Source organism: Nocardioides pacificus (assembly GCF_054775955.1).
Window position 1 is genome coordinate 221,989 of sequence record NZ_BAAHCI010000011.1, and the last position, 16,629, is coordinate 238,617.

Annotated in this window: 17 protein-coding genes; 11 read left to right on the top strand and 6 right to left on the bottom strand. The window is 72.2% G+C overall.

The window, feature by feature from the left end; translation table 11 throughout:
* Positions 1–9: 9 nt before the first annotated feature.
* Complete coding sequence (locus ACYU7L_RS14650) at positions 10–1,560, top strand: AlkA N-terminal domain-containing protein (protein ID WP_460797933.1); 1,551 nt, start codon at positions 10–12, stop codon at positions 1,558–1,560.
* 1 nt (position 1,561) lies between these two features.
* A complete protein-coding gene (locus ACYU7L_RS14655; protein ID WP_460797936.1) occupies positions 1,562–2,053 on the top strand; it encodes a methylated-DNA--[protein]-cysteine S-methyltransferase in 492 nt (163 codons plus the stop codon).
* A gap of 6 nt (positions 2,054–2,059) precedes the next feature.
* Here ACYU7L_RS14655 and ACYU7L_RS14660 read toward each other — a convergent pair whose 3' ends face one another.
* A complete protein-coding gene (locus ACYU7L_RS14660) occupies positions 2,060–2,782 on the bottom strand; it encodes an IclR family transcriptional regulator (protein WP_460797939.1) in 723 nt (240 codons plus the stop codon).
* A gap of 119 nt (positions 2,783–2,901) precedes the next feature.
* Between ACYU7L_RS14660 and leuC the strand changes: the two genes are divergently transcribed.
* From leuC to ACYU7L_RS14675, 3 genes are all read left to right on the top strand, one after another.
* Complete coding sequence (leuC, locus tag ACYU7L_RS14665) at positions 2,902–4,320, top strand: 3-isopropylmalate dehydratase large subunit (protein ID WP_460797941.1); 1,419 nt, start codon at positions 2,902–2,904, stop codon at positions 4,318–4,320.
* Between the two features lie 40 nt (positions 4,321–4,360).
* Positions 4,361–4,969 (top strand): 3-isopropylmalate dehydratase small subunit, encoded by a 609-nt coding sequence (gene leuD, locus ACYU7L_RS14670; protein WP_460797943.1) that lies wholly within the window; start codon positions 4,361–4,363, stop codon positions 4,967–4,969.
* Positions 4,970–5,163: 194 nt separating this feature from the next.
* Complete coding sequence (locus ACYU7L_RS14675; RefSeq protein ID WP_460797945.1) at positions 5,164–5,919, top strand: HU family DNA-binding protein; 756 nt, start codon at positions 5,164–5,166, stop codon at positions 5,917–5,919.
* Here ACYU7L_RS14675 and cofC read toward each other — a convergent pair whose 3' ends face one another.
* Positions 5,920–6,621 (bottom strand): 2-phospho-L-lactate guanylyltransferase, encoded by a 702-nt coding sequence (gene cofC, locus ACYU7L_RS14680; RefSeq protein ID WP_460797947.1) that lies wholly within the window; start codon positions 6,619–6,621, stop codon positions 5,920–5,922.
* 147 nt (positions 6,622–6,768) lie between these two features.
* Here cofC and ACYU7L_RS14685 point away from each other — a divergent pair, with 147 nt between their 5' ends.
* The 3 genes from ACYU7L_RS14685 to ACYU7L_RS14695 all read left to right on the top strand — a co-directional run bounded on the left by ACYU7L_RS14685 (position 6,769) and on the right by ACYU7L_RS14695 (position 10,252).
* Complete coding sequence (locus ACYU7L_RS14685; RefSeq protein ID WP_460797949.1) at positions 6,769–7,524, top strand: lysophospholipid acyltransferase family protein; 756 nt, start codon at positions 6,769–6,771, stop codon at positions 7,522–7,524.
* Positions 7,524–8,525, top strand: a complete 1,002-nt coding sequence (locus tag ACYU7L_RS14690) for an NAD(P)H-dependent glycerol-3-phosphate dehydrogenase (RefSeq protein ID WP_460797952.1) — start codon at positions 7,524–7,526, stop codon at positions 8,523–8,525. The genes ACYU7L_RS14685 and ACYU7L_RS14690 overlap by 1 nt, the downstream gene beginning before the upstream one ends.
* Positions 8,526–8,737: 212 nt before the next feature.
* Positions 8,738–10,252, top strand: coding sequence for a hypothetical protein (locus ACYU7L_RS14695; RefSeq protein ID WP_460797954.1), 1,515 nt, complete (start codon positions 8,738–8,740; stop codon positions 10,250–10,252).
* Positions 10,253–10,291: 39 nt separating this feature from the next.
* On the opposite strand, the gene ACYU7L_RS14700 is transcribed toward ACYU7L_RS14695, so the two are convergent.
* Positions 10,292–11,371 (bottom strand): trans-sulfuration enzyme family protein, encoded by a 1,080-nt coding sequence (locus ACYU7L_RS14700; protein WP_460797956.1) that lies wholly within the window; start codon positions 11,369–11,371, stop codon positions 10,292–10,294.
* Positions 11,372–11,404: 33 nt separating this feature from the next.
* Here ACYU7L_RS14700 and ACYU7L_RS14705 point away from each other — a divergent pair, with 33 nt between their 5' ends.
* Positions 11,405–12,544: a D-alanine--D-alanine ligase family protein gene (locus ACYU7L_RS14705; RefSeq protein ID WP_460797958.1), complete on the top strand. Its 1,140-nt coding sequence runs from the start codon at positions 11,405–11,407 to the stop codon at positions 12,542–12,544.
* Positions 12,545–12,566: 22 nt separating this feature from the next.
* Here ACYU7L_RS14705 and ACYU7L_RS14710 read toward each other — a convergent pair whose 3' ends face one another.
* Both ACYU7L_RS14710 and ACYU7L_RS14715 read right to left on the bottom strand, forming a co-directional pair.
* The gene (locus ACYU7L_RS14710) at positions 12,567–13,091 is read right to left on the bottom strand and encodes a DUF3515 domain-containing protein (protein WP_460797960.1); all 525 of its coding nucleotides are present in this window, start codon (positions 13,089–13,091) and stop codon (positions 12,567–12,569) included.
* Between the two features lie 2 nt (positions 13,092–13,093).
* Positions 13,094–13,330 (bottom strand): Lrp/AsnC ligand binding domain-containing protein, encoded by a 237-nt coding sequence (locus ACYU7L_RS14715; protein WP_344735486.1) that lies wholly within the window; start codon positions 13,328–13,330, stop codon positions 13,094–13,096.
* 118 nt (positions 13,331–13,448) lie between these two features.
* Between ACYU7L_RS14715 and ACYU7L_RS14720 the strand changes: the two genes are divergently transcribed.
* Positions 13,449–14,411 carry a thiamine-phosphate kinase gene (locus tag ACYU7L_RS14720; protein ID WP_460797963.1) on the top strand — a complete coding sequence of 321 codons (963 nt, stop codon included), beginning with the start codon at positions 13,449–13,451 and terminating at the stop codon, positions 14,409–14,411.
* Between the two features lie 146 nt (positions 14,412–14,557).
* On the opposite strand, the gene rpmB is transcribed toward ACYU7L_RS14720, so the two are convergent.
* Positions 14,558–14,743 carry a 50S ribosomal protein L28 gene (rpmB, locus tag ACYU7L_RS14725; protein WP_460798812.1) on the bottom strand — a complete coding sequence of 62 codons (186 nt, stop codon included), beginning with the start codon at positions 14,741–14,743 and terminating at the stop codon, positions 14,558–14,560.
* Positions 14,744–14,963: 220 nt separating this feature from the next.
* On the opposite strand from rpmB, the gene ACYU7L_RS14730 reads away from it, so the two are divergent.
* Positions 14,964–16,616 carry a DAK2 domain-containing protein gene (locus tag ACYU7L_RS14730; protein ID WP_460797965.1) on the top strand — a complete coding sequence of 551 codons (1,653 nt, stop codon included), beginning with the start codon at positions 14,964–14,966 and terminating at the stop codon, positions 16,614–16,616.
* The last annotated feature ends 13 nt before the right edge of the window (positions 16,617–16,629 follow it).

Genomic DNA, 16,629 nt, shown 5'->3' on the forward strand with positions numbered 1-16,629 from the left:
GATGGGGGCATGTCCACGACCGCACGCCTCGACCCGGAGTCGTGCTACCGCGCGGTGAAGAGCCGTGACCGGCGCTTCGACGGCGTGTTCTGGACCGCGGTGCGCACCACCGGCATCTACTGCCGGCCGTCCTGCCCGGCGCGGACCCCCGCCTTCTCGAACGTGTCGTTCCACCTCAGTGCGGCCTCCGCCCAGGCAGCCGGTCACCGGGCCTGCAAGCGCTGCCTGCCCGACGCCACCCCCGGCAGCCCCGACTGGGACGTCGCCGCGGACGTGGCGGGTCGGGCGATGCGGCTGATCTCCGACGGCGTCGTCGACCGGGAGGGCGTGGACGGTCTGGCCAGGCGCGTCGGCTACACCTCGCGCCACCTCAACCGGATCCTGCTCGCCGAGCTGGGAGCCGGACCGCTGGCGCTCGCCCGGGCCCGCCGAGCCCAGACCGCACGCGTCCTGATCGAGTCGACCCCGATGACGTTCGCCGACATCGCCTTCGCGGCCGGGTTCTCGAGCATCCGGCAGTTCAACGAGACCGTGCGCGAGGTCTACGCCAGCACACCGTCCGAGCTGCGAGGCCGGCGTGGTGACCGGGAGCGATCGGCCGGCACCCTCACGATGAGGATCCCGGTGCGCACGCCGTACGCCGGGCGGGCGCTGCTGGCCTTCCTCGCGCTGCGGGCGGTCCCGGGGGTGGAGCACGTGCAGGGCGACGTCTACTCCCGCACGCTCGCGCTGCCACACGGGGACGGCACCGTCGCGGTGCGGGTGCCCGACGTCGCCGAGGTCGGCGGGGTGACGTTCGCCGAGGCGACGTTCGCGCTCACCGACCTGCGGGACACCTCCGCCGCCGTCGAGCGCACCCGCCGGTTGCTCGACGCCGACTGCGACCCGGTCGCGATCGCTGAGCAGTTCCTCGGTGACCCGGTCCTGGGCCCGCTCGTCCGCGCCACCCCCGGCCTGCGGGTGCCGGGCCACGTGGACGGGGACGAGCTGGCGGTGCGGGCCGTGCTCGGCCAGCAGGTCAGCGTCGCCCGCGCCCGGACGATGGCCACCGACCTGGCGCGATCCCTGGGCCGCACCTTGGAAGTGCCCCAGGAGCCGCTGCTGCGCCTGTTCCCGTCCTCCGCGGCGATGGCCGCCCTGGACCCCGGCGCGCTGCCGATGCCGCGCGCCCGCGGACGGGCGCTGGTCGGCCTGTGCGGCGCCCTGGCCGACGGGTCTGTGGCCCTGGACCGCGGCCCGGACCGCGACGACGTACGGCGCCAGCTGGTCGCGCTGCCCGGCATAGGCCCGTGGACGGCTGACTACATCGCGTTGCGCGCCCTGGGTCACCCGGACGTGTTCCTGCCCACCGACGTCGGCGTCCGCCACGCGGTGGCCCGGCTCGGCGGTCCCGTTGACGCGCATGCGCTCTCGACGCTCGCCGAGCGCTGGCGCCCCTGGCGCTCCTACGCGCTGATGCACCTGTGGCACTCGCTGACCCCCGCCGCCCCCACCCCACTGAGCCCCACCCCACCGAGCCCCGCCCCACCGAGCCCCGCCCCACCGAGTCAGGAGACCTGAGATGTGGACCGAGATGGAGTCGCCCATCGGTGACCTGCGCCTGGTCGAGCACGATGACGCGATCGTGGCGATCGAGTTCTCGCCCTACCGGCCGGTGGGGGAGGCACCCGGCATCGGCGGGCGCGCCGACGACCATCCCGTGCTGGTGGAGGCGGTCGCCCAGCTCGCGTCGTACTTCCGCGGCGAGCGGACGACGTTCGACCTGCCGCTGCGTCCTGCGGGGACGCCGTTCCAGCAGCGGGTCTGGGAGCAGCTGCTGCTGATCGGGTTCGGCGAGACCGCGTCGTACGGCGAGATCGCCCGGCGCCTGGGGATGACCAACGCGGCATCGCGTGCCGTCGGGCTGGCCAACGGACGCAACCCGATCCCGGTGGTCATCCCGTGCCACCGGGTGATCGGGGCCAACGGCACGCTGACCGGCTATGCGGGCGGCATCGAGCGCAAGCAGACCCTGCTCGACCTGGAGCGGAGCAGCGAGGACGCGCTCTTCTGAGGAGAACTACTCGGCCGCGGCGCGGCGCAGTGACTCGGACAGGCGCTCGGCAGCGGCCAGGACGGCCGGGGCGTGCATCCGGCCGGGTTGACGAGACAGCCGCTCGAGCGGACCAGAGACCGAGACGGCGGCGATGATCTTGCCGCTGGGGGAGCGCACCGGCGCGGAGACCGACGCCACGCCCTGCTCGCGCTCGCCGATCGACTGGGCCCACCCGCGTCGCCGGATCCCCGACAGGGCGGTGGCCGAGAAGGCGGCGTTCTGCAGGCCCCGGTGCATGCGCTCGGGGTCCTCCCAGGCGAGCAGGACCTGGGCGGCGGAGCCGGCCCGCATGGTCAGCTGGGAGCCGACCGGGATGGTGTCGCGCAGGCCGCTCGGGCGCTCGGCGGCAGCCACGCACACGCGGTGGTCGCCCTGGCGGCGCCACAGCTGAGCGGACTCGCCCGTGATGTCGCGCAGCCGGGCCAGCACGGGGCCGGCAGCCGCCAGCAGGCGGTCCTCGCCGGCGGCTGCGGAGAGCTCCGCGAGCCGCGGACCGAGGACGAAGCGACCCTGCATGTCGCGGGCCACCAGGCGGTGGTGCTCCAGGGCCACCGCGAGGCGGTGCGCCGTCGGTCGGGCCAGGCCGGTGCCGGACACGAGTCCGGCCAGGGTCGCGGGTCCCGCTTCGAGCGCGGCGAGCACCAGCGCGGCTTTGTCGAGAACGCCCACACCGCTAGAGTTGTCCATATGGCAATACTGCCGTCTCAGATCATGGGATGCAAGAGGTAGATTGCGTGTCCGAAGAGACAACCGATGGCCGGCCGGCACCGCGTGCCGTTCGCCTGAGTCAGTGTGGAGGGGAAGTTATGGGCAAGACCCTGGCCGAGAAGGTGTGGGACGAGCATGTCGTCCGCAGTGCGCAGGGGGAGCCTGATCTCCTCTACATCGATCTCCACCTCATCCACGAGGTCACCTCGCCGCAGGCGTTCGACGGTCTGCGCCTGGCCGGTCGCGCCGTCCGCCGCCCGGACCTGACCATCGCCACCGAGGACCACAACGTCCCCACGCTCGACTGGGACAAGCCGATCGCCGACCCGGTCTCCAAGACCCAGGTCGACACCCTGCGCCGCAACGCCGCGGAGTTCGGCGTGCGGCTGCACCCGCTCGGCGACGTCGAGCAGGGCATCGTCCACGTCGTCGGCCCGCAGCTGGGGCTGACCCAGCCGGGGATGACGATCGTGTGCGGCGACTCGCACACCTCGACCCACGGGGCGTTCGGCGCGATCGCGTTCGGCATCGGCACCTCCGAGGTCGAGCACGTGCTGGCCACCCAGACCCTGATGCAGGCGAAGCCGAAGATGATGGCCGTCACCGTCAACGGCACCCTGCCCGAGGGCGTCACCGCCAAGGACCTGGTGCTGACGCTGATCGCGCACACCGGCACCGGCGGCGGCCAGGGCTACATCGTGGAGTACCGCGGCGAGGCCATCGAGCAGCTCTCCATGGAGGGCCGGATGACCATCTGCAACATGTCGATCGAGTGGGGCGCCAAGGCCGGTCTGATCGCTCCCGACCAGACCACCTTCGACTACATCGAGGGCAAGCCCGAGGCTCCGAAGGGTGCCGACTGGGACGCCGCGGTCGCGCACTGGAAGACGCTCGTCAGCGACGACGACGCGGTCTTCGACAAGGAGCTCGTGCTCGACGCCTCGACGATGACGCCCTTCGTCACCTGGGGGACCAACCCCGGCCAGGGCGTCCCGCTGGGCGCCTCCGTGCCGAGCCCGGACGACTTCGAGGACGAGACCGACAAGATCGCCACCCAGAAGGCGCTGCAGTACATGGGCCTCGAGGCCGGCACGCCGCTGCGCGAGGTCAAGATCGACACCGTCTTCGTCGGCTCCTGCACCAACGGCCGGATCGAGGACCTGCGCCTCGCCGCCGAGATCATCAAGGGGCACAAGGTCGCCGAGGGGACCCGACTGCTGGTCGTCCCGGGCTCCGTGCGGGTCCGGCTGCAGGCGCAGGAGGAGGGCCTCGACGCGATCTTCATCGAGGCCGGCGCTGAGTGGCGCGGCGCGGGCTGCTCGATGTGCCTGGGCATGAACCCCGACCAGCTCGCCGTGGGGGAGCGCAGCGCCTCGACGTCCAACCGCAACTTCGAGGGGCGTCAGGGCAAGGGGGGACGCACCCACCTGGTCTCGATCCCCGTCGCTGCCGCGACCGCCGTACGCGGCACGCTCTCGTCGCCCGCCGACCTCGCCCCCGCACTCGCCCCCGCCTGACGGCTCTAGCCTGACGGCGATCGCAGAACAGGACCCCGACATGGACAAGTTCACGACCCACACCGGCGTCGGCGTGCCGCTGCGACGCAGCAACGTCGACACGGACCAGATCATCCCCGCGGTCTACCTCAAGCGGGTGACCCGCACCGGCTTCGAGGACGGGCTGTTCGCCGCCTGGCGCAACGACCCCGACTTCGTGCTCAACAACCCGGTGTACGCCGCGGGCTCGGTGCTCGTGGCCGGACCGGACTTCGGCACCGGGTCCTCACGCGAGCACGCGGTCTGGGCGCTGCAGAACTACGGCTTCAAGGCCGTCATCTCGCCGCGCTTCGCCGACATCTTCCGCGGCAACTCGGGCAAGGCCGGGCTGCTGGCCGCCCAGGTGGACGAGAAGGTCGTGCAGCGCATCTGGGACCTGCTCGAGACCCAGCCCGGCACCGCGGTGACCGTCGACCTCGAGTCGCGCACGGTCAGGGCTGGCGAGGGCGTCGACGCGATCGAGGACTCCTTCGACATCGACGACTACACCCGCTGGCGCCTGCTCGAGGGTCTCGACGACATCGGGATCACGCTCGGTCACGAGGCCGACATCACGTCCTACGAGACGACCCGTCCGAGCTGGAAGCCGGCCACGCTGCACGCTTCCTGACCCCCTCGATCCACCCAGCGATCACTCCGACGGCCCGGCGGCCTCGTCGCCGGGCCGTCGGCGTTCGTCCGGCCCTCGAGGGCGTGGGACCAAGAATTGCGCTCAGATGATTGTGACGGGCCGCACGATTCCCTAGCGTGCAGGTCAGCACTGTCGAGCAACCGGGCTCGGCTCACGTCCCTAAGGGGAGCCCAGTGAACAAGACCCAGCTGATCGATGCCCTCGCAGCCCGCTACGACGGCAACCGCAAGGCGGCCGCGCAGGCGCTCGAGTCCGTCCTGGACACGATCACCCGCGAGGTCGCGAGGGGGGAGAAGGTCGCCATCACGGGCTTCGGCTCGTTCGAGAAGCGGATCCGGGAGGCGCGCTGGGTGCGCAACCCTCGCACGGGCGAGCGGATGAAGGCTGAGAAGACGGCCGTCCCGAAGTTCACCCCCGGCGCTGACCTGCGGGCTGTCATCTCCGGTGCCAAGAAGCTTCCCGCCCTCACCTTGGCGGCGGCGACCGCCCCCGCCAAGGCCGCTGCGGCCACCGCACGCGGGGCAGCCGATGCCGCCACGAAGAAGAGCTCCTCCGCCGCGAGTGCGACGACGAAGCCCGCGACCAAGAAGTCCACAGCCGGGGCACCGGTGAAGAGGACAGCCGCGAAGACGACGGCGGCCAAGAAGACGACGGCCAAGAAGACGACCGCCAAGAAGACGACCGCGGCCGCGAAGACGACCACGAAGAAGGCAGCGGCCAAGAAGGCGCCTGCCAAGACATCGGCCGCGAAGACAACGCCCACGAAGACAACGCCCACGAAGACAACGCCCACCAAGGCGACGGCGTCGGCTCCGGCTGCGAAGAAGTCCTCGACCGCCAAGAAGGCGCCGGCCAAGAAGACGACCACGAAGAAGGCGCCGGCCAAGAAGGCGCCCGCCAAGAAGACCAGCGGAGGCGCCAGCAGCTGATCAGGCTCGGCCGGTGGCCTCGGCCGTGTGATGCCCGACGCCCAGCACGAGGGCGCGGCCGAGGTCCCCCGGCTCGTCGACGTCCGAGCGCAGGCTCGTCAGCGTCCCCTCGATCTCGCGGGCGCCACCGGCGAGGTGCGCCGCGCGGGAGCTGCCGCCGAACCGCGGAGCGAAGTCCGCGTGCGCCGCGGCGTACATCGTGGTCCCGACGCCGACCCGGTCGGCCACGAAGCAGCTGTGCCCCGCGGCGACCTCTTCGTGCGCCTGCTCGAGGGCGGCCTGCAGGTCCACGGAGCGCAGGGACGGCAGATCGGCGCACAGCACCGCAGGCACGAGCCCGGGCCACCGACGCCGTGCCTCGGCGGCGGTCTGCTCGAGGCTCGCGTTGAGGTCGTGGCCCGCCCCGTCCGGGAGCACCGAGCATCCAGCTGCGCTCAGCTGGGCGGCGAACCGGGCGTCGTCGGTCACGACGAGCACCTCCGCGACGGCGGGCGTGCCCAGCGCCGCCGTGACGGTGTCGAGCGCGAAGGCGGCCGCGAGTCGACGCCGCTGCTCGTCGGGCAGCCCCACGAGCCGCGACTTGCCCACGGCCGGCGGCTTCACCGGGACGAGGACGACGAACGCGCCGTCAGCCCGGCTGGCAGCGGCGTCGGCGGGGCGGGCTGCGGAGGGGTCGGGCGTGGAGGGGGCAGGAGCGGACATCGAGACGATCCTGCCACCGTGAGTCGGCGCGCGGGCAGCCGGTTCGCGTCTCGGACCGTCGCGGCGGGTGGGAGCGAGTAACCTGCACTCGGCGTAAGGCACGTCACGACCGGCAGACGGTCGCCGGTGAAGGACGAGGAACCACAGGTGAGGGTGCGCAAGCTCGAGGGACGGCGCGGATGGGCGTTCGCGCTCGGAGCGGTCATCTTGAAGCCGACGTTCCTCGCCACCACCCGGCACACGTGGATCGACGGCGAGAAGATCCCGGAGAGCGGTGGCTGCATCGTCGTGCTCAACCACCTGTCGCACATCGACCCGCTGATCAGCGCGCACGTCCTCTACGACCACGGTCGCCTCCCGCACTACCTCGCCAAGTCAGGGCTGTTCCGCAACCGGTTTCTGCGACGGTTCCTCACAGCAGCGGGGCAGATCCCGGTGGATCGGCTCACGCCCACGGCGGTCGGGGCCTACGACGCGGCGCTGCGCGAGGTCGCTGCCGGCACGTGCGTCGTCGTCTATCCCGAGGGGACGCTGACCCGCGACCCGGACCTGTGGCCCATGGTGGGCAAGACCGGCGCGGCTCGGATCGCGCTGGAGACCGGTGTGCCGGTGATCCCCGTCGCCCACTGGGGGGCCCAGCAGCTGTTGGCGCCCTACGCCAAGGTGCCCCGACCCTTCCCGCGCAAGCACATCACGGTGAAGGTGGGCGACCCGGTGCTGCTCGACGACCTGCGCGCCGTCCCCCGCTCGGCCACGACCATCCGAGCCGCCACCGAGCGGATCATGGACGCGATCACGGGCCTCCTCGAGGAGATCCGCGACGAGACCGCCCCTGCGGAGCGCTTCGACCCGCGCAAGGCGGGCATGCGACAGATCGGCAACCCCCACCGGAAGGATCGTTGATGGCGAAGGTCGCAGTGATGGGCTCGGGATCGTGGGGGACGGCGTTCTCCATGGTCCTGGCGGACGCCGGGAACGACGTCACCATGTGGGGGCGGCGCGAGGAGGTCTGCGCGTCGATCAACCAGACCCGGGAGAACGCCGACTACCTCCCCGGGATCGAGCTGCCCCGATCGGTGCGAGCCACCCACGACCCGGAGCAGGCGCTGGCCGGCGCCGACGTCGTCGTCCTCGCCGTCCCCTCCCAGAGCCTGCGCGAGAACCTCACCGTCTGGGCTCCCCACGTGCCGCGACAGGCGGTGCTGGTGTCGCTGATGAAGGGCGTCGAGCTCGGGACCCTGGAGCGGATGAGCGAGGTCATCGCCGAGGTGGCCGACGCGGGCCCGGAGCGGATCGCCGTGGTCAGCGGGCCCAACCTCGCCAAGGAGATCGCCCGGCGGGAGCCGGCCGCCTCCGTCGTGGCCTGTGCCGACGAGGAGGTGGCCAAGCGGCTCCAGCGGCTGTGCCACTCCAAGGCGTTCCGGCCCTACACCAGCGTCGACGTCCTGGGCTGTGAGGTGGGGGGCGCTTACAAGAACGTCGTGGGGCTGAGCGTCGGCATGGCCGTCGGACTCGGCTTCGGCGACAACACCACCGCGTCCGTCATCACCCGGGGCCTGGCGGAGACCGCCCGGCTCGCCACCGCCCTGGGCGCCAACCCCCTCACGCTGATGGGGCTGGCCGGGCTGGGGGACCTGGTCGCCACGTGCTCGTCGCCGCTCTCCCGCAATCGCACCTTCGGCGAGAGGCTCGGTCAGGGCCTCACGACGAGCGAGGTCTACGCCTCCACCCGCCAGGTCGCGGAGGGGGTCAAGTCGTCCTCCTCGCTGCTCGCCCTGGCGCGTCGTACCGGGGTGGACGCGCCGATCGCCGAGCACGTCGACGCCGTCGTCGCGGGGCGGATGACCGCGCCCGAGATGATGGTCTCCTTCATCTCCCGCGACACCAAGGCCGAGACCGACTGAGCGACGGTCCGACTCAGCAGCCGGCCGACCCCGCCGATCGGTGACCAGCGTCACGGGTGACGTCCGGTCAGGTCGACGAGTTGTCCGGACAACGCAACGCCGGCAGGTGACAATGGTGCGCGCGCTCGGCGCGGGGACGAGACAGCAGCGACACGGGGGTGTCAGTCATGACGGAGAGCGGGGGACCTGCCAAGCGGGGCAGAGGGGCGCCGTTGAAGGTCCTCGACGACCTGACGGGGCTCGGCGAGGGCGTCATCGACGCCAACGTCCGCTGCGGGTGGCTGTTGCGCATGGCCCGGCTGACGACTCGTCCGGGAGGAGTCCCACGGCAGTCGGACATGATCGTGGCGCTCGCCGACCTGGGCATCACGACGACGCCCTACACACTGAGCCGGATGGAGTCCGGACAGCTGCGCTCGGGACGCCTGATCGACGCCTACGAGCAGGTGCTCGGACGCCCGGGGGCCAGCCTGCGGGCGCCGGTGGACATCATGTGCCGGATCTTCCCGACGGCGCGCACCGATCGCGATCCGGGCATCCGACACGGTGAGCTGGTCGACATCAACGCGGCCACGGAGCCGCTGCTCGCGGGACGTCCCACCGGTGCGGACTGGCTCCGCTGGGCTCGCGCCGTCTCCCAGCCCGGAGTCGCGTTCCCCCACCGGCTGGCCGTCGACCTGGCCGGACGTCTGGCCAGCGAGCTGGAGCGCGCGGTCGGCTCGGCGTACGCCCCTCGCTTCGAGGCGCTCGCCCTCCTGCGCTGCGGCCCCCTCGGCCGAGCGGTGCTGAAGGCGGCCGAGCAGCGACTGGCCGATCCCCACCTGCAGGTCCTCTACAACCTCGCGGTCGTCATGGGCCAGCACGCCACCCATGAGAGCTGGATGTGGGGCGTCGACCGGCTCAGCGACCACCGCTCGCACATCACCTACGCCGGTGTGTGGACCCTCGAGACGATCTCGGTGATGCGGGACTTCCGACACGAGTGGTGGTTCGACGTGGTCGAGCCCTTCATGGAGGCCTGTCGCGCCACGACGCACGGCAGCGAGCACTGGCGCTCGCTCTCCGTGCTCTTCTGGAAGCTGCCCGCCGACGTCCAGCGCGGTCTCGTGCGCCACCTGCCCTGGGAGCCGGCCGCCCCGCCACCGGTCGAGCTGTGGGCGCGCAACCGGGGCAACGTCGACTGGGCCGCGTGCGAGCAGATGTCGGCCGACATCGCGCGCCAGCTCGGCCTCGATGAGCAACCCCTCCTCACCCGACTGCTCTTCGAGTTCGCCGCCGGCCCCTCCAACGCGACGGTGGTGGTGAGCTATCTGCTGCTCTCGGCGCTGCCGTTCTCCCCGCTGGTGATCGAGACCCTGGCCCGGGCCGTCGAGACGAGCACCGACGAGGCCTTCCGCGAGCGGCTCACGATCCACCTCATGTCGATGCCGCAGACGCACTTCCCGATGGCGCTGCACCACTGGTTCGACGGCCCCCGCGACCTGCAGCTGGCGGCGGCCACGCTGGCGGCGAGCACGGACCACCCCGTCCCCGAGGGCGTCCTCGAGAGCCTGTTCGAGGCCGGGGACGTGATCAGCCGGCGCGCTGTCTTCGCCGCAGGGCTCTCCCAGCACCCGGTGCTCAAGCAGCTCGCCGAAGGGGCGGTGGCCTCCCCCGAGATTCAGGGCGCCGCCGACTGGTGGCTGCGCGAGGGCGGGGCCGTCGTGGACGATCCCACCGCGGTCTGAGCGGGCCCGGCAGCGGCGTCGGACTCCCGTCCGGGAGTCTCAGGCGGTGAGCGTGTCGAGGGCGCGTCGCAGGTCGTCCCACAGGTCGTCGACGTCCTCGATCCCCACCGACATGCGCACCAGGGCGTCGGGGATCGTGGCCGGCTCGGACTTCCAGCGTCGACGACGCTCCATCGTGGACTCGACCCCACCGAGGCTGGTGGCGTGGATCCACAGGCTGGTCTTGCGGGTGAAGAGGTCGGCCGCCAGAGCGCCCTCGGCGAGCACGACGGAGACGATGGATCCGAAGCCCGGATAGCGGACCTCCCCGATCGCGGGATGCGCCGCGAGCCGGGCGACCAGCTCCTGGGCATTGGCCTGGGCGCGCTCGACGCGCACGTGCAGCGTGCGCAGACCGCGCAGTGCCAGCCACGCCTCCAGGGTCCCGGGGACGGCGCCCAGCAGGTCCCGGCGTCCCTTGAGGACCCGGTGGAGCTCCTCGTCGCGGGTCACCACCGCTCCCATGAGGGCGTCGCTGTGCCCGGAGATGTACTTCGTGGCCGAGTGCACGACCAGATCGGCGCCAAGCTCGAGCGGACGCTGGAGCAGGGGAGTGGCGAACGTGTTGTCGACCACGACGTAGGCCCCCGCCTCGTGCCCGGCCGCCACGATCGTCTCGATGTCAGCCACCTCCAGAGCCGGGTTGGTGGGGGACTCCAGCCACACCAGGGCGGCGTCCTCGCAGGCCTTCACCACGGCTGCGGTGTCGGTGATGTCGACGAGCTCGGTGCGCAGCCGTCCGCGGGCCTCGAGGTCGCCCAGCTGCATGATGGTGCCGTTGTAGCTGTGTCGTGGCGCCACCACCAGCTTGTCCTGGCCCACGAGGTCCAGCACCGTGGCCACGGCCGCGAGCCCGCTGGCGAAGGACAGGCAGTGGCCGCCCTCGAGCGCGCCGAGCGCCTCCTCGAACGCCTGCCAGGTGGGGTTGCCGTAGCGGCCGTACTCGAGGTCCCCGCCCGCGACGTACGTCGACGCCATGGTGATCGGCACGTTGAGGGGGGCGTCGGGCTCGGCCTTGGGCCGGCCGACGGTGACGGCGACGGTGGCAGGCTTGAGTGCTCTGGGAGTGTCCTCGGGCATGGGGCCAAGCCTAGGCCGGTAGGGTCTGCGGCGATGAACGAGCCCAGCAGTGACCCCAGCGACGCCTCACGCCGACCCCGGGTGGCCGTCGTCTTCGGCGGGCGCTCCAGTGAGCACTCCATCTCCTGCATCTCCGCCGGGAGCGTGCTGGCGGCCATCGACCGCGAGGCCTACGACGTGGTGCCGATCGGCATCACCCGCGAGGGGCGATGGGTGCTCGAGGCCGCCGACGGCGCGCGGCTGGCGCTCGGGCCGGGCGGGGAGCTGCCGGAGGTGACCGACGGGGCCGACGTGCAGATCGTGCACGGCGAGACCAACGAGCTGATGGTCCACGTGCCCGGCGAGGTCTCCCGGCCCCTCGGTGAGGTCGACGTGGTCTTCCCCGTCATGCACGGGCCCTTCGGCCAGGACGGCACCCTGCAGGGGATGCTGGAGATGGCCGGCGTGCGCTACGTCGGGGCCGGCGTGCTGTCCTCGGCGGTCGGCACCGACAAGATGTACATGAAGCTGCTCTTCGAGGCCCACGGCCTGCCGATCCTGCCGTACGTCGTGCTGCCGCCACGCACGTGGGAGCGCGACCGCGCCCGACTCCACGAGGAGATCGTCGCGCTCGGGCTTCCGGTGTTCGTGAAGCCGGCCCGCGCGGGCTCCAGCTTCGGGATCTCCCGCGTCGACTCGCTGGATCAGCTCGAGGACGCCCTCGCCGAGGCGCGCCGCTTCGACCCGAAGGTGATCGTCGAGGCGGCCGCGATCGGGGCCCGCGAGATCGAGTGCGGGGTCCTGGAGGGGGAGCGGGGAGCGCCGCCCGCCACCAGCGAGCTGGCCGAGATCCGGGTCGCCTCCGCCCACGCCTTCTACGACTTCGAGGCGAAGTACCTTCCGGAGGAGAACACCGCCCTCGACGTGCCGGCCGACCTCGCTCCGGAGGTCGCCGAGCGGGTCAAGGAGCTCGCCGCGCGGGCCTTCGAGGCGCTCGACTGCGAGGGTCTGGCGCGGGTCGACTTCTTCGTCTTCCCCGACGGGCGCGTGGTCCTCAACGAGGTCGAGACGATGCCCGGCTTCACCAGCCTGTCGATGTTCCCGCGGATGTGGGCTGCGAGCGGGATCGACTATCCCGAGCTGGTCGACCGCCTCATCCGGCTCGCCCTGGCACGCGACACCGGCCTGCGCTGAGGGCGGGCGCCGCCACCGGCGGTCAGGGGGTGCTGTCGTCGCACGAGGACACGTGCCGAAGCGACGTGCGGATGGCGGGCGCGAGCTCGACGAAGACGTCTGTCGGGGGACGCCGCTCCGCGGGAACCCGCACGGTCACGGTGGGCGCGAAGCCGATCGTGCTCATCACGACGTCGGCGGACTGGTCGGCGATCTGCTCCTCGGGGACGAACCACTCGACGCCGTCCACCTCCTGGCACGTGGACAGGCCGTCGAAGTCCTCGGCGGCGGGTGTCCCGCACTCGACGACGACCGCGGGGTCGCCCCAGGCCCGGGCGGGAGCGCCGGGGGGCTCGGTCTCGCGACGATCGAGTCCGGCGAGGCGCTCGGGCAGCGCATCGATGAGTTGGGCGCACGCGGTCCCGTCCGGGCGGCTGAGCGTGGGGGAGAGCACCTGGACCTCACTCGGGGCGCAGGCCGCGAGGGTCCCGACCGGGGCGGAGACTAGCAGGAGCAGTGCGACGCCCCGGGTCCTGGTGGACCCGGGGCGTGATGGCAGGAGGGACACGCTCAGATGTGGACGACCGGGCAGGTGAGCGTGCGCGTGATGCCGTCGAGGGTCTGCACCTTGGCCACCACGAGCTTGCCGAGCTCATCGACGTTGCGTGCCTCGGCCCGCACGATCACGTCGTAGGGCCCGGTGACGTCCTCCGCCAGCGTGACGCCCTTGACCTGGGCGATGGCGGCGGCGACCTCGGCGGCCTTGCCGACATCGGTCTGGATCAGGATGTAGGCCTGCACGACCATCGAAGGCTCCTCAGAACAGGTTGCGAAGATGTGACGGCCTCAACCTACCGTGACGTAGCCGCGTGTCGGTAGCCGCCCGGAGCGCCGGTAGCGCTCCCGGTCTGGTGAGATGGGGCGCATGGTTCCTCCCACACCTCCCGACCCCGGCGCGACCCTCGCGGACGTGGGCGAGTTCGGCCTGATCGCGGCCTTCACCGAGGCGTTCGCACAGGGTGAGCACGTCCTGGTGGGCCCGGGGGACGACGCCGCGGTGCTGCGCGTCCGCACGGGCCACGTCGTGGTCTCGACCGACCTGATGGTCGAGAACCGGCACTTCCGGCGGGACTGGTCGTCGGCGACCGACGTCGGCCATCGGGCGGCGGCCCAGAACCTCTCCGACATCAACGCGATGGGCGGACGCGCGACGTGGCTCACGATCGGGCTCGCCGCGCCGCCGGACCTCCCGGCCTCGTGGGTCCTCGACTTCGCGCGGGGGTTCGCGGAGGAGGCGGGCTCGGTGGGTGCGAGCGTCGTGGGTGGCGACCTGACCAGCAGTGAAGCCATCGTCATCGCCGTCACCGTGCTGGGAGCGTGCACGCAGGCGCCGGTGCTCCGCTCGGGGGCCGAGCCCGGCGACGTGGTGGCGATGTGCGGCCGACAGGGCTGGGCCGGTGCCGGTCTGGCGGTCCTCGGCCGGGGCTTCCGGTCGCCTCGCGTGCTGGTGGAGGCCTACCGCCGCCCGGAGCCGCCGTACGACGCGGGGCGGGTGGCTGCCGAGGCCGGAGCCACCGCGATGATCGACGTCTCCGACGGCCTGGTGGCCGACGCCGCCCACATCGCCGAGCAGTCCGGCGTCGCGATCGACATCCGCTCCGCCGCCTTCGAGATCGCCGAGCCGCTGCAGGCGGTGGGCGCGGCCCTGGGGGCGGACCCCCTGCAGTTCGTCCTGGGCGGCGGCGACGACCACGCCCTGCTGGCGACGTTCAGCGAGGAGAGCGACGTCCCGGAGGGGTGGCTCCTGGTCGGCTCGGTCCACCAGGGCGAGGGGGTCACGGTGGACGGAGACCCCTACGTGGGCACCCCCGGCTGGACCCACTTCTGACGACCCGTCACTCCCTCGACCAGACACGCCGTCGTGGCCGGAGGGAGTGACGGGTCGGCGTACGGCGGGGCTCGGGTGTGGTGGGGGACATGAAAGAACCCCCGGGGCCTGGGGCCTCGGGGGTTCTTCGTGCAAGTCTCAGGGGGTCAGCGGCTGACCTTGCCGGCCTTCAGGCAGCCGGTGCAGACGTTGAGACGCTTCGGCGCACCGTTGACGGTGGCGCGGACGCGCTGGATGTTGGGGTTGAAGCGACGCTTCGTAATCTTGCGCGACCACGGACGGTTGTTGCCGAAGCCCGGCTTCTTGTCGCAGATGTCACAGACGGCAGCCACCGTGAACTCCTGAAGATTGAGGTTGGAACGAGAATGGGTGCTCGCGGACCAATGGACGGTCGCGGGCAACCGAATCAGACTATCCGATGGCCGGACCACAGGCGAATCGAACCCCACGCGGACCGGTGGGCCCGCGATGTCGGGGTCAGCCACTACATTGTGGCACTCATCGCCGAGGGCGGACCGGCCCGGGCATCGCGACGGATCTCGAGGTGGACGCATGCAGACACCGCCAGGTGACGAGGTCGACGTCGCCACCGTGCTGCGCTTCGTCGACGTCGCCACCGACGCGCTCTCCGCTGCGCGCGAGGAGATCGACGCGCTCAACGTCTATCCCGTCCCGGACGGTGACACCGGCACCAACATGTTCCTGACCATGTCCGCCGCCCGCGACGCCCTTCGGGGGGTGGTGATGAGCGCTTCCGGACCAGCGGACATCGGACCTGCCCTGGCGGCCTTCGCCCGGGGCGCGCTGCTCGGCGCCCGCGGCAACTCGGGGGTGATCCTGAGCCAGATGCTGGGGGCGATCGCGCACCGGATCGCGGCGGCCGAGCCGGGGGAGCGCAACGCGCGGGTGATGGCTGACGCGATGTGCGAGGCCACCGACGCCAGCTATGCCGCGGTCGGGGAGCCCGTCGAGGGCACCATGCTGACGGTCTCGCGTGCCGCCTCCGACGCGGCGCTGCAGCGCGCCGAGGACCCGGGGGCCCGGGCTCGTGACGTGTTCGAGGCGGCGGCGATGGCCGCACGGGTGGCACTGGCGCGGACGCCCCAGCAGCTGCAGGTGCTCGGGGACGCCGGTGTGGTCGACGCGGGCGGTCGCGGGCTGAGTGTCGTGCTGGACGCGGCCGAGACGGTGCTGACCGGGCGCCGACCGGTCTCCGTCGCGGCCTCGCTGGGCCAGCACCAGATCCCCGTCCCGCTGGTGACCCCGACGGGGGACCTGACCGAGGACGGGCCGGCCTACGAGGTGATGTACCTCCTCGACGCCGAGGACGACGCCGTGGCGCGGCTCCGTGTGGTCCTCGCCGGTCTGGGCGACTCCCTCGTCGTGGTGGGCGGCGACGGACTCTGGAACGTCCATGTGCACGTGGACGACGTGGGCGCGGCGATCGAGGCGGGCATCCAGGTGGGCCGCCCGCACCGGGTCCGGGTCACCCACTTCGCCGAGCAGGTGGCCGGGGCCCGCGACAAGCTGCGTCGGCGCACCGGGCGCAAGGTCGTCACGGTCGCGGCGGGGCCGGGACTCGAACAGGTCTTCGCCGGGGCCGGGGCCGTCGTGGTCAGCGGCGGGCCGGGGAACCGTCCCTCGTCGGGGATGCTGCTGGACGCCATCACCGGCTGCCACGCCGCCGAGGTCGTGGTGCTGCCCAACGACCACGACTCCCTGCGGGTGGCGGAGATCGCCGCGCGCACGGCCGAGGAGGCCGGGGACATCCGGGTGGCTGTGGTCCCCACCCAGGCCCAGGTCCAGGGACTGGCCGCCCTCGCCGTCCACGAGCCGGGCCGCAGCTTCGAGCAGGACGTCCTCGAGATGACGGCGACGGCACGCCACGCCCGGCACGGCGCGGTCACGGTGGCCGCCCGCCAGGCGATGACGATGGCCGGGCCGTGCGAGCCCGGCGACGTGCTCGGCGTCATCGCCGGCGACTTCGTGATCGTCGGGCCCGACCTTGTCGACGTCGCGGTCGAGGTGGTCGACCGCCTGCTCGGCGGCGGCGGCGACCTGGTCACGCTGGTGTCGGGGGCGGAGGATCGTGACGGCCTGGCGGCCAGCTGCGCCGAGTACGTCGAGCGCCGGCACCCCACTGTCGACGTCGTGGTGTACGACGGTGGCCAGGAGCGCTACCCGCTCCTGGTGGCGGTCGAGTAGTGGGAAGGACGCG